This is a genomic window from Kaistia granuli DSM 23481, from assembly GCF_000380505.1.
Lineage (GTDB): Bacteria > Pseudomonadota > Alphaproteobacteria > Rhizobiales > Kaistiaceae > Kaistia > Kaistia granuli.
This window is the reverse complement of record NZ_AQYH01000005.1, coordinates 253,542-279,876: the sequence shown is the minus strand read 5'-3', so window position 1 is coordinate 279,876 and position 26,335 is coordinate 253,542. Positions and strand designations below refer to the sequence as shown.

General features: G+C 67.2%; 23 protein-coding genes. 13 read left to right on the top strand and 10 right to left on the bottom strand.

Annotated features, from left to right (window positions below):
• The first annotated feature begins 147 nt into the window (after nucleotides 1-147).
• Nucleotides 148-2,280 carry a TonB-dependent receptor domain-containing protein gene (locus G342_RS0106990; RefSeq protein WP_018182402.1) on the top strand — a complete coding sequence of 711 codons (2,133 nt, stop codon included), beginning with the start codon at nucleotides 148-150 and terminating at the stop codon, nucleotides 2,278-2,280.
• Nucleotides 2,281-2,435: 155 nt separating this feature from the next.
• Entirely contained in the window at nucleotides 2,436-2,744 is a 309-nt protein-coding gene (gene hmuQ, locus G342_RS0106985; protein WP_018182401.1) for a heme-degrading protein HmuQ, read from the top strand.
• 89 nt (nucleotides 2,745-2,833) lie between these two features.
• On the opposite strand, the gene G342_RS0106980 is transcribed toward hmuQ, so the two are convergent.
• Nucleotides 2,834-3,280: a MarR family winged helix-turn-helix transcriptional regulator gene (locus G342_RS0106980; protein ID WP_026304203.1), complete on the bottom strand. Its 447-nt coding sequence runs from the start codon at nucleotides 3,278-3,280 to the stop codon at nucleotides 2,834-2,836.
• 145 nt (nucleotides 3,281-3,425) lie between these two features.
• Between G342_RS0106980 and G342_RS0106975 the strand changes: the two genes are divergently transcribed.
• The gene (locus G342_RS0106975; protein ID WP_018182399.1) at nucleotides 3,426-4,139 is read left to right on the top strand and encodes a DUF1428 domain-containing protein; all 714 of its coding nucleotides are present in this window, start codon (nucleotides 3,426-3,428) and stop codon (nucleotides 4,137-4,139) included.
• Nucleotides 4,140-4,204: 65 nt separating this feature from the next.
• Here G342_RS0106975 and G342_RS0106970 read toward each other — a convergent pair whose 3' ends face one another.
• Entirely contained in the window at nucleotides 4,205-5,434 is a 1,230-nt protein-coding gene (locus G342_RS0106970) for an MFS transporter (RefSeq protein ID WP_026304202.1), read from the bottom strand.
• A gap of 69 nt (nucleotides 5,435-5,503) precedes the next feature.
• On the opposite strand from G342_RS0106970, the gene G342_RS0106965 reads away from it, so the two are divergent.
• Nucleotides 5,504-5,941 carry a helix-turn-helix domain-containing protein gene (locus tag G342_RS0106965; protein ID WP_018182397.1) on the top strand — a complete coding sequence of 146 codons (438 nt, stop codon included), beginning with the start codon at nucleotides 5,504-5,506 and terminating at the stop codon, nucleotides 5,939-5,941.
• Here G342_RS0106965 and G342_RS0106960 read toward each other — a convergent pair.
• The 6 genes from G342_RS0106960 to G342_RS23520 all read right to left on the bottom strand — a co-directional run bounded on the left by G342_RS0106960 (nucleotide 5,938) and on the right by G342_RS23520 (nucleotide 11,159).
• Complete coding sequence (locus G342_RS0106960; RefSeq protein WP_018182396.1) at nucleotides 5,938-6,627, bottom strand: D-lyxose/D-mannose family sugar isomerase; 690 nt, start codon at nucleotides 6,625-6,627, stop codon at nucleotides 5,938-5,940. The genes G342_RS0106965 and G342_RS0106960 overlap by 4 nt on opposite strands.
• A 73-nt stretch (nucleotides 6,628-6,700) precedes the next feature.
• Nucleotides 6,701-7,738 (bottom strand): sulfate/molybdate ABC transporter ATP-binding protein, encoded by a 1,038-nt coding sequence (locus tag G342_RS0106955; RefSeq protein WP_026304201.1) that lies wholly within the window; start codon nucleotides 7,736-7,738, stop codon nucleotides 6,701-6,703.
• Nucleotides 7,739-7,802: 64 nt separating this feature from the next.
• The gene (gene cysW, locus G342_RS0106950) at nucleotides 7,803-8,702 is read right to left on the bottom strand and encodes a sulfate ABC transporter permease subunit CysW (RefSeq protein WP_018182394.1); all 900 of its coding nucleotides are present in this window, start codon (nucleotides 8,700-8,702) and stop codon (nucleotides 7,803-7,805) included.
• Nucleotides 8,689-9,537, bottom strand: a complete 849-nt coding sequence (gene cysT, locus G342_RS0106945) for a sulfate ABC transporter permease subunit CysT (RefSeq protein WP_018182393.1) — start codon at nucleotides 9,535-9,537, stop codon at nucleotides 8,689-8,691. Before cysT ends, cysW begins: the two co-directional genes overlap by 14 nt.
• A gap of 9 nt (nucleotides 9,538-9,546) precedes the next feature.
• Nucleotides 9,547-10,584, bottom strand: a complete 1,038-nt coding sequence (locus tag G342_RS0106940) for a sulfate ABC transporter substrate-binding protein (RefSeq protein ID WP_018182392.1) — start codon at nucleotides 10,582-10,584, stop codon at nucleotides 9,547-9,549.
• A 101-nt stretch (nucleotides 10,585-10,685) separates the two neighbouring features.
• Nucleotides 10,686-11,159, bottom strand: coding sequence for an RrF2 family transcriptional regulator (locus G342_RS23520; protein ID WP_018182391.1), 474 nt, complete (start codon nucleotides 11,157-11,159; stop codon nucleotides 10,686-10,688).
• Between the two features lie 135 nt (nucleotides 11,160-11,294).
• On the opposite strand from G342_RS23520, the gene G342_RS0106930 reads away from it, so the two are divergent.
• Nucleotides 11,295-12,272 (top strand): NAD-dependent epimerase/dehydratase family protein, encoded by a 978-nt coding sequence (locus tag G342_RS0106930; RefSeq protein ID WP_026304200.1) that lies wholly within the window; start codon nucleotides 11,295-11,297, stop codon nucleotides 12,270-12,272.
• A gap of 387 nt (nucleotides 12,273-12,659) precedes the next feature.
• On the opposite strand, the gene G342_RS0106925 is transcribed toward G342_RS0106930, so the two are convergent.
• Together G342_RS0106925 and G342_RS23515 are read right to left on the bottom strand one after the other, a co-directional pair.
• Complete coding sequence (locus G342_RS0106925) at nucleotides 12,660-13,775, bottom strand: mannitol dehydrogenase family protein (protein WP_018182389.1); 1,116 nt, start codon at nucleotides 13,773-13,775, stop codon at nucleotides 12,660-12,662.
• A 16-nt stretch (nucleotides 13,776-13,791) separates the two neighbouring features.
• On the bottom strand, nucleotides 13,792-14,829 hold the full coding sequence (locus G342_RS23515) for a heparan-alpha-glucosaminide N-acetyltransferase (protein ID WP_018182388.1): 1,038 nt from the start codon (nucleotides 14,827-14,829) through the stop codon (nucleotides 13,792-13,794).
• 86 nt (nucleotides 14,830-14,915) lie between these two features.
• On the opposite strand from G342_RS23515, the gene G342_RS0106915 reads away from it, so the two are divergent.
• The 8 genes from G342_RS0106915 (at nucleotide 14,916) to G342_RS0106880 (ending at nucleotide 26,271) form a co-directional block, all read left to right on the top strand.
• The gene (locus G342_RS0106915) at nucleotides 14,916-15,890 is read left to right on the top strand and encodes an isopenicillin N synthase family dioxygenase (RefSeq protein WP_018182387.1); all 975 of its coding nucleotides are present in this window, start codon (nucleotides 14,916-14,918) and stop codon (nucleotides 15,888-15,890) included.
• Between the two features lie 111 nt (nucleotides 15,891-16,001).
• Nucleotides 16,002-19,349, top strand: a complete 3,348-nt coding sequence (locus G342_RS0106910; protein WP_018182386.1) for a transglutaminase family protein — start codon at nucleotides 16,002-16,004, stop codon at nucleotides 19,347-19,349.
• Between the two features lie 4 nt (nucleotides 19,350-19,353).
• Nucleotides 19,354-21,864, top strand: coding sequence for a circularly permuted type 2 ATP-grasp protein (locus G342_RS0106905; protein ID WP_018182385.1), 2,511 nt, complete (start codon nucleotides 19,354-19,356; stop codon nucleotides 21,862-21,864).
• Nucleotides 21,865-22,758 (top strand): transglutaminase family protein, encoded by an 894-nt coding sequence (locus G342_RS0106900; protein WP_018182384.1) that lies wholly within the window; start codon nucleotides 21,865-21,867, stop codon nucleotides 22,756-22,758.
• A gap of 205 nt (nucleotides 22,759-22,963) precedes the next feature.
• Complete coding sequence (locus G342_RS0106895; RefSeq protein WP_018182383.1) at nucleotides 22,964-23,245, top strand: acyl carrier protein; 282 nt, start codon at nucleotides 22,964-22,966, stop codon at nucleotides 23,243-23,245.
• 22 nt (nucleotides 23,246-23,267) lie between these two features.
• Complete coding sequence (locus G342_RS0106890; protein WP_018182382.1) at nucleotides 23,268-23,735, top strand: 3-hydroxyacyl-ACP dehydratase FabZ family protein; 468 nt, start codon at nucleotides 23,268-23,270, stop codon at nucleotides 23,733-23,735.
• Nucleotides 23,732-24,964: a beta-ketoacyl-ACP synthase gene (locus tag G342_RS0106885; RefSeq protein ID WP_018182381.1), complete on the top strand. Its 1,233-nt coding sequence runs from the start codon at nucleotides 23,732-23,734 to the stop codon at nucleotides 24,962-24,964. Before G342_RS0106890 ends, G342_RS0106885 begins: the two co-directional genes overlap by 4 nt.
• 14 nt (nucleotides 24,965-24,978) lie before the next feature.
• Nucleotides 24,979-26,271, top strand: a complete 1,293-nt coding sequence (locus tag G342_RS0106880; RefSeq protein ID WP_018182380.1) for a beta-ketoacyl-ACP synthase — start codon at nucleotides 24,979-24,981, stop codon at nucleotides 26,269-26,271.
• Nucleotides 26,272-26,335: the final 64 nt, after the last annotated feature.

The following is a 26,335-nucleotide window of genomic DNA, read 5'->3' as shown; positions in this document are numbered from 1 at the left end:
CGACGGCCGGCGGACCAGCGAAGAAACCGCCAAGCACGCCAGAGCCGGCGCCGCGCGAAAGCCGCGCACGCCCGGACAGCCAGCCAGGCCCATCACAGAACATTCAATGGGGCTCGCATGCGTGTCGTTCGACATAAGACTTGGCTGATGGCTGGTACCGCCGCCGCACTTCTCTCCGCCTTCGCCGCCACCGCCGCCAAGGCGCAAACCGCGCCGACGCCGGCCGCCAACAGCAGCGAGACGGATGAGGAGCTGAAGAAGAAGGCCGCCAAGGGCGAGGGCAGCTTCCTGTCGCCGATCGTCTCGACGACGACGCAGGAAGGCTGGAAGAACCCGTTCGCCACCCCCGGCCCTGTCAGCACCGCCACCGAGGACGAGATCCAGCTGTTCGGCCAGCGCAACATCGGCAACGTGCTGCGCGCCATGCCGGGCACCTTTTCGCGCGACAGCATCGAGAATTCCGGCCTGTCGGTGAACATCCGCGGCCTGGAAGGCTCGGGCCGCGTCAACACGACGATCGACGGCGTGCGCCAGAACTTCCGTTTCACCTCGCATGAGGCGCAGGGCTTCGCCTATGTAGACCCGGCGCTGGTTGCCGGCGTCGACGTCACCCGCGGCGCCGTCTCGACCGCCGGCGGCGCCGGCGCGCTGATGGGCCAGGCCAATGTCCGCACCCTCGGCGTCGACGACATCCTGACCGACGGCAAGAACTGGGGCGCGCTGGCGATGCTGTCCTGGGGCAGCAACAATGTCGGCTTCTCGGAAATGGCGGCCGGCGCGCTGCGCTCGACCGGCGGCGGCGCGGCAATCGCCGGCGCCATCAGCTACAGCAGCCCGAACGACTACGAGAATGGCGATGGCATCACCGTCGCCAACACCAACCGAAACCTGCTCTCCGGTCTCGCCAAGGCCGAGTTCGCGCCCACCGACGACCTCACGGTCAATTTCGGCGCCGTGCTCTACGACAATGATTTCGCCGCCAACAGCTACAACCAGAACGTCAAGTCGAACACCTATACCGCCGGCTTCAACTGGGATCCGGACAGCGAGCTCCTCAATCTTCGCGGCAATTTCTACTACAATGACGTGAAGATGGTCTACGATTCGCCGATTTCAGCCGGCTATACGGCGGCGGGACGGACGATCGAAGATCAGGGCATCGGCTTCGATATCTCGAATACGTCGAACTTTACCCTCGGCAATGTCGGCGTCTCGTCGACTTACGGTTTCGAATATTTCCACGACACCGTCGACTCCTACAACACGATCGCCCCCAGCAAGGCTGGCGGCGTCAATCCGAGCGGCAAGAGCGACATCGGTGGTGTCTTCTCGGAGACGACCTTCTCCTACAACATCGTCGATGTGATCGCCGGCCTGCGCTACGACTTCTACTCGGTCAAGGGCGACACGACGATCAGCGGCAACAACCCGGCCGGCCTGCCGATCGGCACCTACAATGTCGACAATTCCGACGGGCGCCTGGATCCGCGCATCACCGTGGCGCTCAACCCGCTTGAGTGGCTGCAGCCCTACATCACCTATGCCGAGACGTTCCGCGCCCCGACCATCCAGGAAACCATGCTCGGCGGCTCGCATCCGGGCGGCCCCTTCGTCACGATGTTCCCGAACCCGTTCCTCGAGCCCGAAATCGCCAAGGGCTGGGAAGTCGGCGCCAACGTCAAGACAGACGGGCTGCTCACGGAAGGCGACAGCTTCCGCCTGAAGGCCAACTACTACTACCAGGACATCGAGAACTACATCACGACGAAGATCGTGCGGTTCCCGACTGGCACCCCGTCTTCCGGCACCTATTTCGCCAACAATCCGGGCACGTCGGTGGTCCAGGGCTTCGAGCTCGAGACGGCCTATGATGCCGGCTTCGCGTTCGGCAGCATCGCCTATACCCACGCCAAGTCGGACCTGCCGGCCCAGACGGACGGTCTCGGCGCCACCAGCTACCTGCCGGAGAATGTCTTTGTCCTCACCGCCGGCGCCCGCTTCCTCGAGCAGCGCCTGACCGTCGGCGGCCGGCTCAACTATGTCGGCGAAGTCGACGGCGGCGACGGCGAGTACGGTCCCAATGATGATTGGGCCGCCTACACACTGGTCGACGCCTTCGCCAACTACTCGTTCGACAACGGCCTCGACCTGTCGGCCAATGTGACCAACCTGTTCGACAAGACCTATACGCCGGCCCTGTCCAACGTCGCCTCCTATGGCGTTGTCCCGCCGACCGGCCGTGGCCGCACCTTCCTGCTCACGGCCAAGATGCAGTTCTGAGCCGATCCTGAATACGCCTGCCCGGCGGTGTGGTGACGACGGGCAGGCGCGAGGGGGGAGGCCGGTTTCCGGTCGTCCCTCCTCACCTTTTTCGCCCCATTCGGCGCGCATCACCCACCCACGCACCTCATCGGCACGCAAACGGAAGAATGACCATGTACATCGCCATGAACCGCTTCAAAGTCATCAAGGGCATGGAAGCCGAGTTCGAGGAAGTCTGGCGCACCCGCCCCCGCCACCTGAACGAGCTCGAAGGCTATGTCTCCTTCAACCTCCTGAAGGGCGCCGAGGCCGAGGACCACACCCTCTACTCGTCGCACACGGTCTGGGAGACGGAAGAGAACTTCATCGCCTGGACCCAGTCGGAGCAGTTCCGCGCTTCCCACAAGGGCGCCGGCGACCGCAAGCCGATGTTCCTCGGCCATCCGAATTTCGAGGGCTTCAAGTCCGTCGACGGCGTCTGACCCGCCGGATCTCCGGGCCAACCCCCTTCGAAGCCTCCGCCCCTCACCCCGGGGGCGGGGGCTTTTTTTTCGGCCGAACTTCACCCCGCTCAGGCCAGCGCCAGCAGGCCCTCACGCAGCCGGTCCGCCGCGCCGGGACCGAGCGGCTCTTCGACCGCCTCATGCGTACGCTGCCAGATCGGCACGGCGGCGGCGAGCGCGGCCCGCCCCGCATCGGTCAGCGCCAGCAGCCGGCCGCGCCGGTCGGCGGGGTCGACCGTCACCGTCAGGAAGCCCTGCCGCTCCAGCGGCTTCAGATTGGCGGTCAGCGTGGTGCGGTCCATGGCGAGCAGGGCGGCGACAGAGCCAATCGTCGGCGGCTGCGGCCGGTTCAGCGACATCAGCAGCGAGAACTGGCCGCTGGTCAGCCCGACCGGCTTGAGCGCCTCATCGAAACGGCGGGCCAGGGCGCGGGCCGCGCGCTGGGCGGCCAGGCACAGGCAATGATCGCGGACATGCAGCGTGGTCGAGAAGGGCACGGGGCCGGCATTTGACATCCTTCTTTTATGTTGATATCAACCTATTATGTCAAGTGAACTTTCGCCTCTGACAGCCGTTGTCCCTTGTGCCGCGCAGGATGCGCGGGAGGATCGCACCGGCGACGACGGACCACCCGCCCGAAACGACGTGGAGGAAATCGAGATGTCCTATATCGAGGGATTCGTGGTGGCAGTCCCCGCCGCCAACAAGGAAGCCTATCGCGACATGGCCGCCAAGGCCGCGACCCTGTTTCACGAATTCGGCGTGACGCGCCTGGTCGAGACCTGGGGCGACGACGTACCGGACGGCAAGGTGACCGACTTCAAGGGCGCCGTTCAGGCGAAGCCGGACGAGGTTGTCGTCTTTTCCTGGTGCGAATATCCCGACCGCGCGACGCGGGACGCCGCCAACCAGAAGATGATGAGCGATCCGCGCATGAAGGAAATGGGGACCCCCATGCCCTTCGACGGACAACGGATGATCTATGGCGGCTTCGAGACGATCCTGGTCGACAAGGGCGGCGATGGGCGCACGGGTTATATTGATGGCTCGCTGATCGCGGTGCCCAGCGCCAACAAGGAAGCCTATCGCGCCATGGCGGCGAAGACGGCGCCGATCCTCCGCGAGCATGGTGCCACGCGAGTGGTCGAAAGCTGGGCCGACGATGTTCCGGACGGCAAGGTCACGGATTTCCGCCGCGCCGTGAAGGCCACGGACGACGAGCAGGTCGTCTATTCGTGGATCGAATGGCCGTCCAAGGAGGCTCGCGTCGCTGGCTGGGAGAAGGTCATGGCCGACCCGCGCATGGAGTTCACCATGCCCTTCGACGGCCAGCGCATGATCTTCGGCGGCTTCAAGCCGATCCTCGACGTCTGAACGGCACCGGCCAGACAGGCCGTTCGGATAGGGCTCGGGGCCCTGCTTTCAGCCTGGCGCAGCAGCTACTCCGAGCCCGCGCCAAGCCGGAACACGGCCGCGAGGGCCAGCATGATCATCACGCCGGCGACCAGGAATGTGAGCCTCGTTCCGGCGGTGATGGCGTCAGGCGCGGCATGAATCAAATCATCCGTCCCGACGCCGAAGGCGAAGACCCCGCCCATGAGCGAAGCGCCGACGATCAGCCCCAGATTGCGGGACAGAGCAAGCCACCCGGAGACGGCGCCGCGCCGATCGGGCTCGACGTCGGCAAGGACGGCCGCGTTGTTCGCGGCCTGGAAGAGCTGATAACCCGGCGTCAGAATCACGATCGCGAGCACATAGCCGCCGAGACCGATCCATTCCGGCAACAGCGCCAGGAGGAAAGCCCCGGCGCCTAGGAGAACAAGCCCGACGACCAGAACGCGGCGGCTGCCCCAGCCATCGACGAGGCGTCCCGACGGCACGCCGCTGACGATGGAAACGACAGGACCGATTGCCACGACCAATCCGATTGTTGCTTCCTGCAGACCTAGGCCGAGACCGAGAAGAAAGGGCCCGACCACCAAGGTTGTCATCATGACGGCGGCGACCAGCAGATTGACCGCGAGACTAGGCAGGAGGCTCCAGCCCGGCAGCGACCGCGCCCCTTTCGCGGGGCCCCTCGCCGCCCCGTTCGGAGCCGCCAGCGTCGCGCATGCGAGATACAGAGCCAGAACCGCCAGCGGAACCTGTATCCAAAAAACGCCCCGCCAGCCCGTGATCGGAATCAGAAGCCCGCCCAGCGACGGGCCGAGCGCCGTCCCCAGCGCCGAGACCGTACCGAGCAGCCCCATGGCCCGCCCCATGCGCTCCCTGCCCACCGCCTGGCGCATCAGCGCCATCGGCAACGTCATCAGGAAGGCGGCGCCGATGCCTTGCAGCGCTCTCGCGATGATTAGCAGCCACAGGTTCGGCGCCATGCCGCACAGCAGGGCAGAAGCTGCGAACAGCCCGATCCCTATAACGAGCATGCGCTTCAGGCCATGTCTGTCACCAAGCCGACCCGCGAAGACCACCGAGATCGCGAGCGCCGCGAGATAGCCGACGACGACACCCTGCACATGCGCGAACGGAGCCGCGAACGCCCCCGCCAGGGCCGGCAGCGCGATATTGGCGATGCTCGTCCCAAGCGATGCCAGCAGCACCGACAGCGCCAAGGTGACCGCGAGACCGCGTTGCTTTCGCTCTACCGGAGACGGCTCCGCTTGTTCCATCCTGCTCTACCCTTGCCTCGATCCGCGTTTGAGAGCAGGCTACGACTTCAAGCCGACTTGAGGTCAAGCATGGATTTTCTCGACATCGGAGACGTCGCGGCGCGAAGCGGAGTCAAGCCGTCGACGCTGCGCTACTACGAGGAGGTCGGGCTGATTTCCTCGGCCTGGCGACGCGGCTTGCGCAGGCAGTTTGGGCCCGAGGTGCTCTTGCAGCTGAGGCTGATCGCCTTGGGCAAGTCAGCGGGCTTCTCGCTGGACGAGATCGCCGCGATGTTCGGAAAGAACGGCGAACTGCAAATGCCGCGCGGCATGCTCCATCAAAGGGCGGACGACATCGACCGGCAGATCCATGACCTGACCATGATGCGCGACACGCTCCGCCACGTCGCCGACTGTCCGGCGCCGTCGCACCTGGAGTGCCCAAGCTTCAGACGCCTCGTCGACGCCGCGGGGCGGACACGGCAGGGAGACCCTGAACGGGCGAAGCGGCGACCTCGCCCCAGCTAGGTTCCAAACCAGCGGTCGTAATCCGCCACCAGCAGGTGCTGCGGATCCTCGTCTTCCTCGATCTCGGCGAAACGGCCGACCGGATCGGCGAAGATGTTGTCGGTGCGGTCGTCATTGACGGTCGACACCTCGCCGACCAGCACGTCGGCACCCTCGCCCCAGAAGGCGTGCCAGACGCCGGGCAGCAGGGTGACGCTCTCGCCGGGTTCCAGCTTCAGCTTGCCGCCTGCCGGCAGGCGGCGGAGGATGCCGTCCGACGGGACCGTGACGCCCGCCTCAAGATCGATCTCGCCCTTGGCGTCCGACAGGAACAGTTCCAGCGTCAGCGTGCCGCCGCCGCGATTGATGATGTCCTCGGCCTTGACCACATGCCGATGCATCGGCGTTACCTGGTCCTTGCGGGCGATCATGATCTTCTCGGCGTAGAGCATGCCCCGCCCGGTGGCGAGATCGGCCGCGCGCCCGTTGCGCACCGTGAACAGGAACAGGCCGAGCTCGTCGAACCGGCCACCGCCGAAATCGGTGATGTCCCAGCCGAGCCGGGCATCGAGGATGCCGGCGGCATCCGCCTTCCGGGCCCGGAATTCCTCCGGCGTCCAGTAGGCGAAGGGCGGCATCACATAGCCGAAGGAGCGGATGAACGCGTCGCCCTCCAGCATGATCTCGTTGACGCGCGAGCGCTTCATCCCGGTTTCCTCCACGCCGCCCTGCCTGCCGCCAGACTAGGCGGAAGGCGGGCATGGTGGAAGACGGGCTCGATCAGCGCGGGAACAGCCGCCAGCGATGCGGGCGGAAGGCGACCAGCCCGCCCTCCTGGCGCGTATGATCGACCGCCATGTCGATCTCGACGCGGTGGCGAGCGGAACCGACCTCGAGCTCGAGCCGCCTTGCGCCACCATGGCGGCGCTCGGCGATGATCTGGCCGACGATCGCCGGCGCGTCGCCCTCGACGATCGAAATATCGTGCGGACGGAAGCCGAGCGTCGCCGCGCCGGACGGTGCGCCGAGGGCGGCGAGGTCGAGCGGGGTACCGTCGAGCTGCACGGCGCCATCGACGACGGTCACCGGCAGGAAGGAGGATTCTCCGATGAAGCCGAACACGAAGGGGCTGGCCGGCGCGTCATAGATCTCGTCCGGCGTCCCGACCTGCTCGATCTGGCCCTTCGACATGACGACGACGCGATCGGCCAGTTCTAGCGCCTCTTCCTGGTCGTGCGTGACGAAGAAGGTGGTGTGGCCGGTCTGGTCGTGCAGCTCGCGAAGCCAGCGGCGGAGATCCTTCCTGACCTGAGCATCAAGGGCGCCAAAGGGTTCGTCGAGCAGCAGCACGCGCGGCTCGATGGCAAGCGCGCGGGCGAGCGCCACGCGCTGGCGCTGGCCGCCGGAAAGCTGCGAGGGATAGCGCTTGTCGAGACCGGAAAGCTGGACGAGATCGAGCAGATGCAGCACGCGCTTGCGGATCTCGGCCTTCGGCGGCCGCTCGGCCCGCGGCCGCACGGTCAGCCCGAAGGCGATGTTGTCGTATACCGTCATGTGACGGAACAGCGCGTAGTGCTGGAACACGAAGCCGACATTGCGGTCCTGCACGCGCAAGCCCAGCGCGTCGTCGCCGCCGAACAGCACACGGCCGGCCGTCGGCGCGTCGAGACCGGCAAGGATGCGCAGCAGCGTGGTCTTGCCGGAGCCCGACGGCCCGAGCAGGGCGACGAGTTCGCCCGCCTTGACGTCGAGCGAGACGCCGTGCAGCGCCGGGGTATCGCCGAAGGCCTTCTCGACATTCTCGATCGTCACGTCGATGGGCGCGCCGAGCGCAACGGACTCCACCGCGTCGATCGGGTTGATCGCGTTCATTCCAGTCACCTCAGTGGCGGCGCGTCGCGGCGATCTCTTCGGCATAACGCCATTCCAAGACCGACTTGACGACCAGTGTAAAGAGGGCAAGCAACGCCAGCAGGGATGCAACAGCGAAGGCAGCCGCGAAATTATACTCGTTGTAGAGGATCTCTACATGCAGCGGCATGGTGTTGGTCAGGCCGCGAATATGGCCGGACACCACGGAAACCGCGCCGAACTCACCCATTGCGCGCGCATTGCAGAGCAGCACGCCGTAGAGCAGCGCCCACTTCACATTCGGCAGCGTGACGCGGAAAAAGACCTGGAAGCCGGAAGCGCCGAGCGATAGGGCCGCCTCCTCGTCGCCGCGGCCCTGCTCTTCCATCAGCGGGATCAGTTCACGCGCCACGAAGGGAAAGGTGACGAAGATCGTCGCCAGCACGATGCCGGGCACCGCGAAGATGACCTGGATGCCCTCGCTCTTCAGCCAGGGACCGAGCAGGCTCTGCGAGCCGAACATCAGGATGTAGATCAGGCCGGCGATCACCGGGGAGACCGAGAACGGCAGGTCGATCAACGTGTTGAGCAGGCTCTTGCCCTTGAAGTCGAACTTGGCGATCGCCCAGGCCGCCGCGACGCCGAAGACGAGGTTGCAGGGCACGGAGATCGCCGCGACCAGCAAAGTCAGCCGGATCGCCGCCGCCGCGTCCGGCTCGAAGATTGCTTCCGTGAAGGCCGGCAAGCCGCCGCGCAGCGCCTCGACGAAGACGGCGACCACGGGGAGGACCAGGAACAGGCCGAGAAAGGCCAGCGAGACGAGGATCAGTCCGACGCGAATGCGCCGGCGCTCCACCGTCACCGGCCGGAAATGGATCGCCGACGCGCCCGGTAGCCGGGCCGAGGTGAAAGCCTCATCAGACATCGCCATATCTCCGACGGCTCCAGCTCTGGATCAGATTGATCGCGAGCAGGATCAGGAACGATGCGATCAGCATCAGCACGGCGATCGTCGTCGCGCCGGAATAGGCGAACTCCTCCAGCTTGATGACGATCAAGAGCGGCGCGATCTCGGTCTTGTAGGGGCTGTTGCCGGCGATGAAGATGACCGAGCCATATTCACCGACGGCGCGGGCGAAGGCGAGCGCGAAGCCGGTCAGCAGCGCCGGCAGCAGGGCTGGAAACACCACCCGGCGCACGGTCTGGCGACGCGTCGCCCCCAGCGTCGCCGCGACCTCCTCGACCTCGCGGTCGAGATCCTCCAGCACCGGCTGCACGCTGCGCACCACGAAGGGCAGGCCGATGAAGATCAGCGCGATGATGATGCCGGTTTCGGTATAGGCGATGCGAATGCCGAAGGGTGCAAGCCACGAGCCGATCCAGCCGTTCGGCGCATAGAGAGCCGTCAGCGCGATGCCGGCCACCGCCGTCGGCAGGGCGAAGGGCAAGTCGATGACCGCGTCGATGAAGCGCCGGCCCGGAAATCTGTAGCGGACCAGCACCCAGGCGAGGATCATGCCGAAGACGAGGTTGACCAGCGCCGCCACGAAGGAGGTGGTGAAGGAAAGCCGCAGCGCGGCGAGAGTGCGGGGATCGGTGGAGATCCGGATGAATTCATCCAGGCCGCCGCTGGCGGAGCGCCAGAACAGACCGGCGAGCGGGATCAGCACGATCAGGCTCAGATAGGTCAACGTGACGCCGAGCGCCAACCCGAATCCCGGGATGACGCTCGACTTCCGGACCGATGCGATGGTCGTTGCGGCCATCTTTTCCCGTCAGTTCGGCTTGTAGATCTGATCGAAAATCCCGCCATCGCCGAAATGTTCCGGCTGGGCCTTGGCCCATCCGCCGAATTGCGGATCGTCGATGGTCACGAGGTCGATGTTCGGAAAGCGCTCGAGGGCGGCCGGATCGACCAGCTCCGGCTTGGACGGCCGGTAGAAATTCGCCGCGGCGATCTTCTGGCCCTCGGCCGAGTAGAGGTAGTCGAGATAGGCCTGCGCCTGCTTGCGGGTGCCCTTGGCGTCGACATTGGCATCGACGAGAGCGACCGGCGGCTCGGCCAGAATGGAAAGCGGCGGCACGACGATGTCGAACTTGTCGGGGCCGAGCTCCTCGAGCGCCAGGAAAGCCTCGTTCTCCCAGGCGAGAAGCACGTCGCCGATGCCGCGCTGGGCGAACGTCGTGGTCGAGCCACGCGCGCCGGTATCGAGCACCGGCACGTGCTTGAACAGCGTGGCGACGAATTCCTTGGTCTTCGCCGGGTCATTGCCGAACGCCTTGTTGGCATAGGCCCAGGCAGCGAGATAGTTCCAGCGGGCGCCGCCGGAGGTCTTCGGGTTCGGCGTGATCACCTCGACGCCGTCCCTGATCAGATCGCCCCAGTCCTTGATCTCCTTCGGATTGCCCTTGCGGACGAGGAAGACGATGGTCGAGGTATAGGGCGAGGAATTATGCGGCAGGCGTCCGCGCCAATCGGCCGGGATCTTGCCGCTGGCCTTGACGATGGCGTCGATGTCGGCCTCGAGCGCCAGCGTCACGACGTCGGCGTCGAGCCCGTCGATGACGGAGCGGGCCTGCTTGCCGGAGCCGCCATGCGACTGCTGGATGGTGACGGTTTCTCCCGTCTCCGCCTTCCAGTGCTTGGCGAAGGCGGCATTGTACGCCTTGTACAATTCACGGGTCGGATCGTAACTGACATTGAGCAATTGGACGTCGGCCAGAACCGGCGTCGCGATCATGGCGAACCCCATCGCAGCGGCGGCGACAGCGGGGCGAAGGCGTCGTGCAAGCGAGACGAACGGGCGAACCATCGTGTGCTCCCTAGATCGATGATGCCTTTATCTCGACACAGGCGATCGACAATTACAAACTACCGAACGCCATCTGCGGAGGGTGCGCTAGAAAATCCTTCCTAGATCCGGTCGTCAGCAGAAACGATCTCGCGGTCCATGTCCAGATCCGCCGACCCGGCGTCGCCACCGAGCGCGTCGGCCAGCGTCGTTGCCTCGAAGGCCTGGAGCTGGGTCGCATAGGGCCCGGCAAACATCCGCCGAACCGCGCAAGCTGTCTCGTCAGGACAATCGGCACAAGGCTGGTAGGCCGTGCGGGAAATGCAGGGGAGCGGCGCGATCGGACCATCGATGGCGCGCAGAACCTGGCCGATCGTCACGTCGCCCGGCTGCTTGATCATGGCGTAGCCGCCGGTCCGGCCGCGCCGGCTGGCAATGATGCCGCGATGCTTCAGATCGAGCAGGATATGTTCGAGGAACTTGCGCGGCACGCCGGCCTGGCGCGCGATCTCGTCGATCTGCGTGGTCTGGCCGCTCGGCTGCCTGGCCAGATGAATCAACGCCTTGAATGCGTATTTGGCCTTTTGGGAAATCATGCGACGTCCAGCACTGCTTCCGCGCCATGCGGGCGCCAGTCTGTCATAGCGGATCGCCGACCGGATTGGAACGACGGCGCATATTGCCGAAACGTCCACCTTTGTGGCGGCGAGAAAATCGGCTAAGCCGGAGGCATGAAAATGCTCATCACCGGTGTCGCAGGCTTTATCGGCTCGCATGTCGCGCGGGCAGCGCTCGAACGCGGCGACGCCGTGATCGGGGTCGACAATCTCAACCCCTATTACGATCCGGCGCTGAAGCGCGCCCGGCTCGACCGGCTGCAGGGGTACCGGGATTTCGAGTTCGTCGAGGCATCGATCAGCGACATGGAGCGGATGGAGCGGCTCGTCACCACCCATGCCGACATCGAGACGGTGGTGCATCTCGCGGCCCAGGCCGGCGTCGCCTATTCGATCGAAAATCCGCTCGCCTATGCCGACGCCAACGTCACCGGCCAGGTGGTGATGTTCGAGGCGGCGCGGCGCCTGCCCAGGCTCCGGCATGTCGTCTACGCCTCGTCCTCCTCGGTGTACGGGCTGAACGAGGACGTGCCGTTCCGCGAGAGCGACCGGGCCGACCGCCCCGCCTCGCTCTACGCCGCCACCAAGCGCGCCGGCGAGCTGATCGCCCATTCCTATGCGCATGTGCACGGCATCGCCTCGTCGGGCCTGCGCTTCTTCACCGTCTACGGGCCATGGGGACGGCCGGACATGGCGCCTTGGCTGTTCACCAGCGCCATTCTCGACGGACGGCCGATCTCGGTCTTCAACCACGGCCGGATGCAACGCGACTTCACCTATATCGACGATATCGTCGCCGGTGTGCTCGGCGCGGTCGACCGGACGCCGGAGCCCGGCGAAAACCGCATTTTCAACCTCGGCAACAACCAGCCGGTGCCGCTGATGGACTTCATTGCGACGATCGAGCGGGCGACCGGGCGACAGGCCGAGATCCGCTTCGAACCGATGCGCAGGGCCGATGTCGAGGCGACGTTCGCCGACATCGCGCTCTCGTCCGAGACGCTCGGCTTCCAGCCCGGCACCTCGATCGACGAGGGCATGGCGCGCTTCGTCGAGTGGTATCGCGGGTATAACGCCAGGCCGGCGGGGTAAAGCCGCTCGACGGCCCGTGGCCGGTGGTGGCTTCGGCCGGATTGCTGGCTGCTCTCAGCCGATTGGCGCGAACTTGGCCGGTCGCCTGCTCATGGCCGATTGGCGCAATCGACGCCCTCGCTTCCCGACATCCCGCTCCGCCGTCATCCCCGCGAAGGCGGGGATCCCTGCAGCCGCGCGCCCGGGTGTTTCACGTGGCACCAACCCGGCGGAAATGGATCCCTGGTCAAGCCCGGATGACGGCGAGTGTGGGGTGGCGGGGGAGGCTCGTCCTGGTTGGACCTGGGACAAGCCGCCTTGGTGGCCAGCTGCCCCAACGCCTCAATCCGCGGCCAGCTCTCCCATGAAAGAGCGGAAGGGATCGGCCTTCCGTCGGCAAACAGACGCTCAGCCGATGGGCGAGGCGAGGATGGCCTCGAGGCGAGGGGTCGGCAGGTCGAGGCCGAGCGCCTGCTTCCAGGCCAGCAGGCCGCCGATGCGGCGGCGCTTCTTTTCGGCATGGTTGCCGAAAATCTCCGCCAGCCGATGTGCCAGATACGGATTCTCGAAGCGCTCCAGCACGCTCGCCCGATATGCCGGCGCCTCGGCAATGCCGCCCGCCGCGAAGATCGGCAGAACCTCCCGATCATAGATTTCGTCGAGCTCGCGCCGGACCGCCGCGTCGGCGACGATCTCGCGCACCAGCTCGCCCTCCGGCCGCCCCTGTTGGCGCCAGGCCTCGGCCAGAGCCGTATGGCCGAGATTGAGGATGAACAGCTTCAGCCGCTCATAGACGGCGAGGTCGTCGACCATCAACACGTGCGGATGGATGCACGGCGCGACGAGGCCCGGCTGCTTCTCGATCGCCCACAGCGCATAGGGTTCGGCCACCGCGCCGGCCGGCTCGATCGGCTCGGAGACGATGCGGTCGACCAGCGAATTGGCGAAGACGCAGGACGAGAGCCAGCCCTGGAAGGCGGGCGAAAGGCCATTCTCCTCGGCGAGCTTCAGCAGCAGCGCCTTGAGCACATCGCCATTGCGCGGGATCAGCTCGCAGGGAAACAGCGTCAGCGGTGCGGCGCCGGCTGAGTGGCGGGCGACCAGCAGCTTCAGCAGCTTCAGCGGAAAGGATTGCGGCACGGCCTCGCCGAGGCGCTCGCCCTCGACCAGCGCGAAACCGGCATCCGAGGTGTTGGAGATCAGGATTTTCGCTTCCTCGACGACGACGCGCTCGACTTCGTCCCACTCGCCGACCGCCGACAGGCCACGCACCAGGCAGGTCACCTCCGCCGTGCGCTCGACCGGTCGGCCCGCCTCGATGCCGCGGATGACGATCGGGATCGGCGCGCCGTCGAAGGCCCTGAGCCTTCCGGAGCGGGCGCCCGACGCCGTCGTCTGCACGATGGTGACGGGGCCGACATCCTGCCCTTCGGCACGCGCCTCGGACAGGAAGAGATCGGCATGCGCCTGCAGGAAGCGGCTGGTACCGAACTGGACGATCGGCGTACGGACGGGGTCGGTCATCGGGGATCCTCGAAAATTACTGCGGCGACGCCGCGTCCGGCGTCTCGTCGACGGGCGGAAAGACGGTGGCGGAACAGACGGCGATGCTCTCCTGCAACCGCAGCGTCTGGTCCTCGTTGAGGGTGCGCGCCAGGAAGGACGCCATCAGCTGCTTCTCCTTCAGATCGCCGAACACGCAGCCGCAATAGGTCTGGCAATCGGCGGCACTCTTGCCGACGGCGACGCAGCGCTCGGCGCAATCGGCGCGCGCGGCATTCTCGGCCGCGTTCGGCGCGAAAACGGCGGCGAGCCCGAAGAAGAACGCATAGAGCAGGGGCTGGTGGATCAGATAGACGGCGAGCGAATGGCGGCCGCCGAAGGCGAGCCAGCGGCCCGGCGCGAAACGCGGCTGCCAGCGCGCGAGACGCTCGTCCCAACCGAGCGCGACGCCGAGCTTCGCCACCGCCATGCCGAACAGCACGACGCCGAACCAGGGAAACACCGGCACATAGTCGAACGAGGCCGGCGGCTTCGGCGCCAGCCCGACCCACCAGAGCGAGGGATGCGAGAACACCGCATCGCGGAAGAAGAACGGCAGGGCGAAGACGGCGACGGCAGCGAGGAACAGGCCGCGCGGCGGCAGCCGCAGGAAGGCGAGGCCCAGCACGCTGGCGAGCGCGATCTGGTGCAGGATGCCGAAGAAGATCCACCCTTCCGGCAGCACGAAATAGGTGGCGACAGAGACCAGAGCCGCCGCTGCGACGATCATCGCCAGCCGCTTCAGATAGGGTCGGAGGCGAAAGCCGTTGCGGGTGGCGAGCACGAGGCTGATGCCGACCAGCATCAGGAACGAGCCGGCGATGGCGCGGGCGAAGACGATCCAGCCGATCGAGGCGCCGGGATCGAAACGGACCAGCTGCAGGAAGGCGACATCCCAGGCGCCATGGAAGATCGCCATGCAGACCAGCGCCACGCCGCGCGCGACATCGAGCGCGGCGATTCGCGACGATCGCGTCGCCGTCACGGGCGCGCCGGGCCTTGCTTCCGCGCCGAGGGCGGCAGCTGCCTCATTCATGTGCACGCTCCGCCGATTGACGGTTTCCAACGCCGCGGGCGCCCCATAGTCTCGACGTGTAATCTGGTCATGGCGCAAGGAAACCCATGTCGATCGTCCCTGTCATCGATCTCTCCGATCCCCAAGGCTCCCGCGCGATCGCCGATGCGATCGGCCGAACCTGTCGCGAGACAGGCTTCTTCCTCGTAACCGGTCATGGCGCCGACCGGGCCGTCGTGCAACGCGGCTGGAATGCCGCCCGCGCCTATTTCGATCGCCCTCTCGACGAAAAGATGACGGCCGTGATGCCGTATCCGGGCTATCCCTATGGCTATAGCCCGGTCAAGGGCGAGACGCTCGCCGCTTCGCTCGGCGAGGCCAAGCCGGCCGACCTGAAGGAGACCTTCTCCTTCGGCCCGTCCGCCTTCCAGCGGCTCGACCACAAGCCGGCCGACGACGCCGAAGCCTTCGTGTTCTCCGCCAATCCCTGGCCGCTCGGCGGCGACGAATTCCGCATCGCGACGCAGGCCTATTATCGCGAGATGTCGGCCCTGGCCGGCCGGATCATGCGCTTCTTCGCCCTCGCGCTCGATCTGGAAGAGACCTATTTCGACCGCTTCATCGACGCGGAGGCGAGCGCCCTGCGGCTGCTCAACTATCCGGACCTGACGGAAGATCCCGCGCCCGGCCAATTGCGCGCCGGCGTGCATTCCGATTACGGATCAATCACCATCCTGATGCAGGAAGATGCACCGGGCGGGCTGGAAGTGATGGGCCTCGACGGCCAGTGGCACCGCGTCCCGGCGATCGCCGACAGCTTCGTCATCAATATCGGCGATCTGATGCAGCGCTGGACCAACGACCAGTGGAAGTCGACGCTGCACCGCGTGACGATCCCGCCGCGCGACATCGGCCGCTCGGCCCGGCGCCAATCGATGGCCTTCTTCCACCAGCCGAACTGGGACGCCGAGATCGCCTGCATCCCGACCTGCCTGAAGCAAGGCGAGACGGCGAAATACCCGCCGGTCGGCTCGGGCGAGTATCTCGCCTCGAAATTCCGGTCGACCGTCGTGAAGATGTAAGCGCACCCGCGCGGCGCGGCGACCGGGGATGGCGTGAAACTTGCGTCTTTCCGGTCGGCGCGCCCGTCGCCACCGCCCTTTTGCGAACGCCAATGGAGAGCCTGACCGCCGATGTCGATCCTAGCCGCGCTTCGCCACGTCACCCGCTATCGCTACGACCGCCCGGTCGCCCTCGGGCCGCAGGTGATCCGTCTGCGCCCGGCCCCGCATTGCCGCACCGAGGTGCCGAGCTATTCGCTCAAGGTGACGCCGGCCAACCATTTCGTGAACTGGCAGCAGGACCCGCACGGCAACTGGCAGGCGCGCTTCGTCTTCCCGGAAAAGACGACGGAATTCGCCATCGAGGTCGATCTCCTGGCCGAGCTCGAGGTCTACAACCCGTTCGACTTCTTCGTCGAACCCTATGCCGACCAGTTCCCCTTCGCCTATGAGCCGGCGCTGGCCGAGGAGCTCGCCGCCTATCTGGCGCCGGAGCCGGCAGGCCCGCTGTTCGCGGATTTCCTGGCCTCCATCCCGCGCCAGCCGACCCAGATCGTCGACTTCCTGGTGGCGATCAACCAGCGTCTGCAGCACGACATCCGCTACCTGATCCGCATGGAGCCCGGCGTGCAGACGCCGGAGGAGACCCTGTCTTCGCGCGCCGGCTCGTGCCGCGATTCCGGCTGGCTGCTGGTGCAGGCGCTGCGCCATCTCGGCCTCGCCGCCCGCTTCGTCTCCGGCTATCTGATCCAGCTGAAGCCCGATGTCGCCGCCCTCGATGGCCCGTCCGGCACAGCGGTTGATTTCACGGACCTACACGCCTGGGCCGAAGTCTATGTGCCCGGCGCCGGCTGGATCGGCATGGACCCGACCTCGGGCCTCTTCACCGGCGAGGGCCATCTGCCGCTCTGCGCCACGCCGCATTTCCGCTCGGCGGCGCCGATCACCGGGTCGTTCGCCGCCGATCCAGGCACCGAGACGGCGTTCGAATTCGAGATGCGGGTCGATCGTGTCGCCGAAAATCCCCGCGTGACGCTGCCCTTCTCCGACGAGAGCTGGGCAGCGCTCGACGCGCTCGGCCACCGGGTTGACGCCGACCTCCAGGCGAATGACGTCCGGCTCACCATGGGCGGCGAGCCGACCTTCGTCACGATCGACGACTACGAGGCGGCGGAATGGAACACCGAGGCCGTCGGCCCGACCAAGCGAGAACGCGCCGACACGCTGATCCGCCGCCTGCGCGACCGCTTCGCGCCGGGCGGCTTCCTGCATTACGGCCAGGGCAAGTGGTATCCGGGCGAGAGCCTGCCGCGCTGGACCTTCGCGCTCTACTGGCGCAAGGACGGCCAGCCGATCTGGCGCGACAGCGGCCTGATCGCCGTCGAGACCGACGAGCTGAAGGCGACGCCGGAGCAGGCCGGCGCCCTGCTCGCCGACCTGTCGGAACGGCTCGGCATCTCGGCCGACCATGTCGTGCCGGCCTATGAGGATCCGGCCCACTGGATCCTCAAGGAAGCCGAGCTGCCGGAAAACGTCACGCCGGGGGATTCCAAGCTCGACGATCCGGAGGCGCGCGCCCGCATCGCCCGCGTGTTCGAACGCGGCCTGACCCAGCCTTCCGGTTACATCCTGCCGGTACAGCGCTGGCAGGCTCAGGCAGTCGACCGGCGCTGGATGTCCGAGAAATGGCCGCTCCGGCGCGGCAAGATGTTCCTGGTGCCCGGCGACAGCCCGGTCGGATTCCGCCTGCCGCTCGCCTCGCTGCCCTTCGTGCCGGTCTCGTCCTATCCCTTCATCGTGCAGAGCGATCCGGGTTCGATCACCGCGCCGCTGCCGGCGGCGGAGGAACTGGTCCGTCGCGACGCCGCGCGGCGGCAGGAAGAACTGGCGCGGACCGGTTCGGAGGCGGCCGAGAGCGAGCGCGGCGAGCAGGTCGAGCAGTATTTCACCGAAGGCGAGACGGTGCGGACGGCGCTGTCAGTCGAGCCGCGCGACGGCAGGCTCTGTGTCTTCATGCCGCCGACCGAGAAACTCGAGGACTATCTGGAGCTGCTCGCCTCGCTGGAGGAATCAGCTCGCGCGCTAGGCCTCGCCGTGCATGTCGAGGGCTATCCGCCGCCAATCGATCCGCGCATCGACGTGATCAAGGTGACGCCGGATCCCGGTGTGATCGAGGTCAACATCCAGCCGGCCGCCAACTGGACCCAATGCGTCGCCATCACCCGCGACCTCTACGAGGAAGCCAGGCAGTCGCGGCTCGGCACCGAGAAATTCATGACGGACGGCCGCCATACCGGCACCGGCGGCGGCAACCATGTCGTCGTCGGCGGCGCCCATCCCGCCGACAGTCCCTTCCTGCGTCGGCCGGACCTCCTGAAGAGCCTGGTGCTCTACTGGCAGCGCCACCCGTCGCTCTCCTACCTGTTCTCCGGCCTGTTCATCGGCCCGACCAGCCAAGCGCCGCGCATCGACGAGGCGCGGCATGACGGGCTCTACGAGCTGGAGATCGCGCTAGCCGCCGTGCCGACGCCGGGAAGCGGTAATGAACCGCCGCCCTGGTTGGTCGATCGGCTGTTCCGCAATCTGCTGGTCGACGTCACCGGCAACACCCACCGGACCGAAATCTGCATCGACAAGCTCTATTCGCCGGACGGGCCGACCGGCCGGCTCGGCCTGGTCGAGTTCCGCTCCTTCGAGATGCCGCCCGACTACCGCATGAGCCTGGCGCAGCAGCTGCTGGTCCGAGCCCTGATCTCCATGCTCTGGCAAAATCCGCAGCAGGGTTCGCTGATGCGCTGGGGCACGCAATTGCATGACCGCTTCATGCTGCCGCAAATCGTCTGGTCGGACTTCCTCGACGTGCTCGGCGATCTGCAGCGCGCCGGCTATGCCTTCGATCCCGTCTGGTTCGAGGCGCAGCGCGAGTTCCGCTTCCCCTTCATCGGCGCGATCGAGCAGCAGGGCGTCAAGCTGGAGCTGCGGCAGGCGCTGGAGCCCTGGCATGTGCTGGGTGAAGAGGGCGCGATCGGCGGCACCGTGCGCTATGTCGATAGCTCCGTCGAACGCATCCAGGTCAAGGTCGACGGCTTCGATCCGCGCCGGCATGTCATATCCTGCAATGGCCGCCGCGTGCCGATGACGAATACCGGCACGGCCGGCCAGTTCGTGGCGGGCGTCCGCTACAAGGCGTGGCAGCCGGCACGCGGCCTGCATCCGACCATTCCCGCGCACGCGCCCCTCACCCTCGACATCGTCGACGGCTGGTCGCAGCGCTCGCTCGGCGGCTGCGTCTATCACGTCGCCCATCCCGGCGGCCGCAACTACGACACCTTCCCGGTCAATTCCTACGAGGCCGAGGCGCGTCGCCTGGCCCGATTCGAGGCGATCGGCCATACCGGCGGCAGCTTCATGCCGATACCGGAGGCGGGCTCGCCGGAATTCCCGATGACGCTCGACCTGCGTCGTCCGGCCAACCTCTGAGGCGATGGTGACCCGCAAGGAAGCAACCCGCCGCAATCGCGACGCCGCCGACAGGGCGGAGCGGCTGATCGCCAATTATCGGCCGCTGCCCGGCATCGCCGATGAGTTCGTCGGCCATGACGGCCGGATCCGGCCGCACTGGATGCGCTTCGTCGAGACGATGGCCGATCTCGGGCCGAAGGAAGTGCAGCACCGCTTCGCGCTCGCCGACCGGCATCTCGCCGATTCCGGCGTCGTCTTCCGCGTCTATGGGGCCGAGAATGGCGACGAGCGGCCGTGGCCACTGTCGCATGTGCCGTTCCTGATCGAGCCGAAGGAATGGGCCCGCCTGGAAGCCGGGCTGATCCAGCGGGCGAAGCTGCTCGATGCCATCCTCGGCGATGCCTATGGCGACGGCCAGCTCGCCGCCGACGGCGCCCTGCCGGCGGCGATCATCGCCGGCAGCCCGGAATATCTGCGCCCGCTGGTCGGCGCCAAGCCAGTCGGCGGTCATCACCTGCGCTTCTACGCCGTCGATGTCGGCCGCGGACCGGACGGCCGCTGGTGGGTCGTCTCCGACCGCACCCAGGCGCCATCGGGCGCCGGTTATGCGCTGGAAAACCGCATCGCCCTGTCGCGGGCGCTGCCCGACGTCTTCCGCGCCTTCAACGTCGAGCGCCTCGCCGGCTTCTTCCAGGAATTTCGCGCTGGGCTGAATGCCCTGAACCGGCACGAGGAGACGCGCGTCGCGCTGCTGACGCCTGGCCCCTTGAACGAGACCTATTTCGAGCACGCCTATCTCGCGCGCTATCTCGGCTTCGTCCTCGTCGAGGGCGAGGATCTGACGGTGCGCGACGACACCGTCTACATGCGAACGATCTCCGGGCTGAAGCGCGCCGACGTTCTGCTCCGCCGCCTCGACGCCGATTTCGCCGATCCGCTGGAGCTGAACCCCGCCTCGCGGCTCGGCGTGCCCGGCCTCGCCGGCGCGGTGCGCCAGCGCAACGTGGCGATCGCCAACGCACTCGGCGCCGGCCTGGTCGAGGCCCGCGCCATGCTGGGCTTCCTGCCCGGCCTCGCCCGCCGCATTCTCGGCGAGGATCTGATCCTGCCCAATGTCGCCACCTGGTGGTGCGGCCAGACGCTGGAGCGCGACCATGTCGTGGCCGAGTTCGACCGCATGGTGATCGCGCCGGCGCTGGGCAGCCGCGTGCCGGGACTGCTCGACCACGGCGCCGTGCTCGGCGGCGCGATCGATCCGGAGCTGAAGGCCGACCTGATCCGCGCGCTCGGCCGGCGCGGCACGGATTTCGTCGGCCAGGAGGCGGTCAAGCTTTCGACCACGCCGGTCTGGCGCGGCGATGGCGAGACGGCGCGGCTGGAGCCGCGACCCTCCATCCTCCGTCTTTATGTCGCGCGTGGCCAGGACGGCTGGACGGTGATGCCGGGCGGCTTCTGCCGCATCTCCGACCAGCCCGACGCCCGCGCGGTGACGCTGCATCAGGGCGGCGCCTCGGCCGATGTCTGGGTGCTGTCCGACGGGCCGGTGGCGGAGACGACCCTGCTCGCCTCGCCCGACCGGGTGGCGCTGCAGCGCATGACCTCGACCCTGCCGAGCCGGGCGGCGGAAAACCTGTTCTGGCTCGGACGCTATGTCGAGCGCACCGAAGCCGCGCTCCGCCTCGTCCGCGCCATCGTCGCCCGCCATGTCGACGCCGAGCGGGAGAGTGCCGCCGTGATCGCCCAGCTCGACGCGGCGCTGGCCGCCGCCGGCTCCGTCGATGATGACAACGACGCCACGCCCTCGGCCCGGGCGCTGTCGATCCTGACCGAGCGCGACGCCTTCAACACCGTGCCCCGCCTCGCCGAGGCCTCGCGCCGCGCCGCGTCCGTCATTCGCGACCGGCTGTCGCCGGACGCCTGGCGCACGGTCGCCGATCTCGAGGCGCTGATGCAGCGGCCCCTGGAAGCGGAGACCGACAGCGACATGCTGGAACGCGCCAATGCGGCGCTGCGCCTGATCGCCGCCTTCTCCGGCCTGGTGCAGGAAAACATGGTGCGCCAGCATGGCTGGCGCTTCCTCGAGACCGGACGGCGCATCGAGCGCGGCCTCGCCATCGCCCGCGCCGCCCGCTTCTGCGGCCTGAGCGGCAAGGCGGGCGAGCTCGACGCGCTGCTCGAACTTGCCGACAGCCAGATCACCTACCGCATCCGCTATGTCATGCTGCCGGCCCGCGTGCCGGTGGTCGACCTGGTGCTGCTCGACAGCCGCAACCCCCGCGCGCTCGCCTTCCAGGCCGAGCGCATCCGCCAGTCGCTGTCCGAATTGCCGGCGCATGCGCCGGCCGGGCTGCTGGCGCCGGCCGACCGGCTGGCGACCCGGCTGGCGGCGGAACTCAACACCGCCGACGCGGCCGAACTCGATGCCGACAGGATCTTCGAATTCGAAAAGACACTGATGCGCATCTCGGACGAGATCGCGCTCGCCTATTTTACCCATCGGCGCGCCACCGACCCGTCCGAGGGCGGCGAATAGATGCTGTACGACATCCGCCAGACCACCCGCTACACCTACGCCTCGCCAGTGCCGTTCGCCCGCCAGGTGCTGCGCCTGCTGCCGGTGGCGCGCGCCGGCCAGCGCGTCATCGCCGCCGATCTCGTCATCACGCCGGAGCCGACCGAGCGCCAGGACGGGCTCGATTTCTTCGGCAACTGGATCACCACCGTCGCCTTCGCCTTCCCGCATGAGGCGCTGACGCTGGAAACGCGGGCCCGCGTCGCCGTCGATGCCGAGCAGGCGATCGACGACGAGACGACGCCCGGCTGGGAGCAAATCAGGCGGCTCGCCGTGGCCGAGACCGATCTTGGCCCGCTGTCGCCGGTGCATTTCCTGTTCGCCAGCCGGGTCATCGCCATCGACGACGCCATCGGCGCCTATGCCGCGGCGAGCTTTCCGGCCGGGCGGCCGATCCTCGCCGCGGCCTTCGACCTGACCCGCCGCATCAAGGCCGATTTCGCCTATGACCCTGAGGCGACCGATGTCACCACCCTGCCCGGCGAGGCCTTCGCGGCGCGCGCCGGCGTCTGCCAGGACTTCGCGCATGTGATGATCGCGGGCTTGCGCACGCTCGGCCTGCCCGCCGCCTATGTCAGTGGTTTCCTGCGCACCCTGCCGCCGCCCGGCCAGCCCCGCCTGGAGGGCGCCGACGCCACCCACGCCTGGGTCGCCGTCTGGTGCGGCCGCGCCATCGGCTGGATCGGCCTGGACCCGACCAACGGTGTCATCGCGGCGGAAGATCATGTCGTCCTGGCGCTCGGCCGCGACTATTCGGACGCCGCTCCCGTCGACGGCATCATCGTCACCTCGGGCGACCACCAGCTCGACGTCGAGGTCGATGTCGTCGCCGTCCAGGGATACGATGCCGGATAACATCAGATGAGGACCGAATTTGTCGCACCGGCGCGACAGGCTGGTATTTCTCGACGGCACACGGTATCAGGACGAATGCAATTCCCTGCCGCCCTGGCTTGCGGGATCGGTTGTTGTGTCTGCCGCACAAGCCTCGACTTCGTCGTGAAAGCGCAGATCTGCACCGAAATGCGAGAGCCATTCTAGATAGGATTACGTGACCGTCATGTCTTCCACGTTCGACGTCGTCGCCGATGTGATCGCCCAGACCAGCGAAATTCCGCGCGAGAAAATCACGCCCGAATCGCATGCCATTGACGATCTTGGCATCGACAGCCTCGATTTCCTCGATATCGTTTTCGCGCTCGACAAGAAGTTCGGGATCAAGATCCCGCTTGAGCAGTGGACCCAGGAAGTCAATGCCGGCAAGGCTTCGGTCGAGGAGTACTTCCTCCTGAAGAACCTCTGCGCGCATATCGACGACCTGGTCGCCAAGAAGAACGCCTGACAGGATCGGCGTCGAAGCGGCCATGCGTCTCGAATATTTCCAGATGATTGATCGCATCGTCGATTTCGACGCTGCGACCGGTCGCATTCATGCCAAGGCTTTCGTCCCCGAGACGAGCCCGGTGTTCGAAGGTCACTTTCCCGGCTATCCGATCATGCCGGGCGTGCTCCTGATCGAGACCATGGCGCAGGCTTCCGGTTTCCTGATCCTCGGCCTGAACGGCCTTTCCCGCATGCCGTTCTTCGCCGGCTGCAAGAAGGCCAAGTTCCGCCGCTTCATCGAGCCGGGCGCCGAGCTCGACGTCTACGCGACGCTCGCCCATGACGGTTCCGGCTTTGCCGTGACCGAGGCGAAGATCGAGCAGAACGGCCCGGTCTGCGACGCGGAGCTGACGCTGCGCGTGATGGATTTCCCGGCTCCCGAGCTGGTGGAAACCATGCGCGAGCGGGTGCGGCAGATCGGCCTGACGCCGGTCGGAGACATGGCATGAGCGACAAGGCCGGCATGAGCGACGGGCGCGACGTCTGGATCACGGGCATCGGCCTGATCTCCTCGCTCGGCGAGGGGCTCGATGCGCACTGGCAGGCCATGGCCGTCGACGCGCCGCGGATCCCCGCTGGCGAAACGGAACGGTTCGCGCCGTTCCCGGTTCTGCCGATGGTGCCGCTGGAGCTCGACAAGCAGATCCCGCGCAAGGCCGACCAGCGCCAGATGGAGCCGTGGCAGCGCCTCGGCACCTATGCCGCGGGCCTGGCCCTCGCCGATGCCGGTCTCTCCGGCGATCTCGAGCGCCTGGCGCATATGGACATGATCGTCGCCGCCGGCGGTGGTGAACGCGACGTCGACGTCGACGGCCAGATCCTGGCCGGTCTCGATCGCGCGGCCGAGCCGGATGCGTTCCTGAACGAGCGGCTCGCCAACGACCTCCGCCCGACCCTGTTCCTGGCCCAGCTTTCCAACCTGCTCGCCGGCAACATCTCGATCGTCCACAAGGTGACGGGTTCGTCGCGCACCTTCATGGGCGAGGAACTCGCCGGCATCAGCGCCGTCGAGATCGCCGCCCGGCGTATCCGCGCCGGCCAGGGCGACCAGTTCCTCGTCGGCGCCGCCTACAACGCCGAACGCAAGGACATGCTGCTGAGCCTGGCGCTCGGCAACACGCTCTGGCAGGGCGCCGTCAACGCCGTCTGGGAGCGTGCGAACGCCGGCGGCGGCATGGTCACCGGCTCGCTCGGTGTCTTCCTGGTATTGGAATCGCGCGAGCATGCCGAAGCGCGCGGCAAGACGGCCCACGCCAAGCTCGGCCCGGTGCTTTCCGGCCGCAGCCGCCGTGAACCCGGCCAGGCCGCCGCCGTGGCGCGCGGCCAGCTCGACGCCCTGCGTCCGGCGCTCGGCGACAAGCCGGTCGGCGTGCTGTCGGGTGCCAACGGCCTGGGTCCGGCGACCCTCGAGGAGCGCGCGCTGCTCGAAGAGCTCGTCGCCGAGGGCATTGCCGGCCCGATCCGCGCCTCGCAGAGCCTGATCGGCAACAGCCTCGAAGCCGCCTTCCCAGCCCAGATCGCGCTCGCCGCGCTGGCGCTGTCGCGCAAGGGCTTCTATCGGCCGGCCGATCCGACCGGATTCGAGCTTGAAGCCGCCGACGTCCCTACCCAGATCCTGGCAACGAGCTGGGGTTTCTGGCGCGGCGAAGGCATGGCGCTTCTCGAAGCGATCGACTGAGAAAGGTCAAGAGCATGGGCAAGACCCTGGGCAAGACGCGCGATCACCTCGGGCGTCCCGTCGTCGCCGTCACCGGCATGGGCGTCGTCACCTCGCTCGGACAGGGCATCGACGACAACTGGGCCGCGCTGACCTCCGGCAAGTCCGGCATCCACCGCATCACCCGCTTTCCCGTCGACCATCTCCGCACGACGATCGCCGGCACCGTCGACTTCCTGTTCGACGAGGCGCCGCGCTCGGCCGTGCTGACCGAAAAGCTCGCCGAACTGGCGGCCGAGGAAGCGATCGCCCGCGCCAAGATCGGCACGCCGGGCGATTTCCCCGGCATGCTGTTCATGGCGGTGCCGCCGGTCGAGCTCGACTGGTCGGTCAAGCGCGATCTCTATGAGAGCGGCGACGCGGAAACCGCCGATCCCTACGACCGGATGATCGAGAGCGCCCAGTCGCTCAACAATCCCGACATCTACGAATATGCGCTCTATGCCTGCGTCGCCGACAAAACGGCCGACCGCTTTGGCACGCGTGGCGCGCCGATCTCGCTGTCAACCGCCTGCGCCTCGGGCGCGACGGCGATCCAGCTCGGCGTCGAGGCGATCCGGCGCGGCGATACGGACGCGGCGCTGTGCATCGGCACGGACGGCTCCGTGCAGGTCGAATCGCTGATCCGCTTCTCGCTGCTGTCGGCGCTGTCGACCGCCAATGAGGATCCCGAGACCGCCTCGCGGCCGTTCTCGAAGAACCGCGACGGCTTCGTCATGGCCGAGGGCGCCGGCGCGCTCGTGCTCGAGGATTACGACGCGGCCGTCGCCCGCGGCGCCGAGATCCTCGCCGTCATCCGTGGCGTCGGCGAGCAGGCCGACGATTTCCACCGCACCCGCTCCAAGCCGGACGGCTCGCCCGTCATCGGCGCCATGCGCCAGGCGCTTGGCGACGCCGGCATCGGCCTCGACGAGGTCAACTACATCAACGCGCACGGCACCAGCACGCCGGAAAACGACAAGATGGAAGCCTTGTCGCTGGAAGCCGTGTTCGGAGAGCACGTCAAGGCGATCCCGATCAGCTCGAACAAGTCGATGATCGGCCACACGCTGACGGCGGCCGGCGCGATCGAGGCGGTGTTCTCGATCCAGACCATCCGCAGCGGCGTCATTCCGCCGACGATCAACCACGACATTCCCGACCCGTCGGTTTCGCTCGACGTGGTGCCGAACGTCGCCCGCGAAGCCCCGGTTTCGATGGTGTTGTCAAACTCGTTCGGCTTCGGCGGCCAGAATGCCTGCCTGGTGATCGCCGCCGAACCGGCCTGACCGCGACGCTCGGTCCATCGCGTGCCTCTGGCATGTTTGGTCCCGAGGCGGTAAAGCAGGCCCC

Bases quoted from the DNA above. Each gene is read 5' to 3' on its own strand.
- G342_RS0106930 (WP_026304200.1), top strand. From the start codon at position 11,295: ATGAAAATGCTCATCACCGGTGTCGCAGGCTTTATCGGCTCGCATGTC.
- cysW (WP_018182394.1), bottom strand. From the start codon at position 8,702: ATGGCGATGTCTGATGAGGCTTTCACCTCGGCCCGGCTACCGGGCGCG.
- G342_RS0106970 (WP_026304202.1), bottom strand. From the start codon at position 5,434: ATGGAACAAGCGGAGCCGTCTCCGGTAGAGCGAAAGCAACGCGGTCTC.
- G342_RS0106965 (WP_018182397.1), top strand. From the start codon at position 5,504: ATGGATTTTCTCGACATCGGAGACGTCGCGGCGCGAAGCGGAGTCAAG.
- G342_RS0106940 (WP_018182392.1), bottom strand. From the start codon at position 10,584: ATGGTTCGCCCGTTCGTCTCGCTTGCACGACGCCTTCGCCCCGCTGTC.
- G342_RS0106960 (WP_018182396.1), bottom strand. From the start codon at position 6,627: ATGAAGCGCTCGCGCGTCAACGAGATCATGCTGGAGGGCGACGCGTTC.
- G342_RS0106990 (WP_018182402.1), top strand. From the start codon at position 148: ATGGCTGGTACCGCCGCCGCACTTCTCTCCGCCTTCGCCGCCACCGCC.
- G342_RS0106910 (WP_018182386.1), top strand. From the start codon at position 16,002: ATGTCGATCCTAGCCGCGCTTCGCCACGTCACCCGCTATCGCTACGAC.
- G342_RS0106975 (WP_018182399.1), top strand. From the start codon at position 3,426: ATGTCCTATATCGAGGGATTCGTGGTGGCAGTCCCCGCCGCCAACAAG.
- cysT (WP_018182393.1), bottom strand. From the start codon at position 9,537: ATGGCCGCAACGACCATCGCATCGGTCCGGAAGTCGAGCGTCATCCCG.
- G342_RS0106915 (WP_018182387.1), top strand. From the start codon at position 14,916: ATGTCGATCGTCCCTGTCATCGATCTCTCCGATCCCCAAGGCTCCCGC.
- G342_RS23520 (WP_018182391.1), bottom strand. From the start codon at position 11,159: ATGATTTCCCAAAAGGCCAAATACGCATTCAAGGCGTTGATTCATCTG.
- G342_RS0106895 (WP_018182383.1), top strand. From the start codon at position 22,964: ATGTCTTCCACGTTCGACGTCGTCGCCGATGTGATCGCCCAGACCAGC.
- G342_RS23515 (WP_018182388.1), bottom strand. From the start codon at position 14,829: ATGAATGAGGCAGCTGCCGCCCTCGGCGCGGAAGCAAGGCCCGGCGCG.
- G342_RS0106880 (WP_018182380.1), top strand. From the start codon at position 24,979: ATGGGCAAGACCCTGGGCAAGACGCGCGATCACCTCGGGCGTCCCGTC.
- G342_RS0106890 (WP_018182382.1), top strand. From the start codon at position 23,268: ATGCGTCTCGAATATTTCCAGATGATTGATCGCATCGTCGATTTCGAC.
- G342_RS0106980 (WP_026304203.1), bottom strand. From the start codon at position 3,280: ATGTCAAATGCCGGCCCCGTGCCCTTCTCGACCACGCTGCATGTCCGC.
- G342_RS0106905 (WP_018182385.1), top strand. From the start codon at position 19,354: ATGGTGACCCGCAAGGAAGCAACCCGCCGCAATCGCGACGCCGCCGAC.
- G342_RS0106885 (WP_018182381.1), top strand. From the start codon at position 23,732: ATGAGCGACAAGGCCGGCATGAGCGACGGGCGCGACGTCTGGATCACG.
- G342_RS0106925 (WP_018182389.1), bottom strand. From the start codon at position 13,775: ATGACCGACCCCGTCCGTACGCCGATCGTCCAGTTCGGTACCAGCCGC.
- hmuQ (WP_018182401.1), top strand. From the start codon at position 2,436: ATGTACATCGCCATGAACCGCTTCAAAGTCATCAAGGGCATGGAAGCC.
- G342_RS0106900 (WP_018182384.1), top strand. From the start codon at position 21,865: ATGCTGTACGACATCCGCCAGACCACCCGCTACACCTACGCCTCGCCA.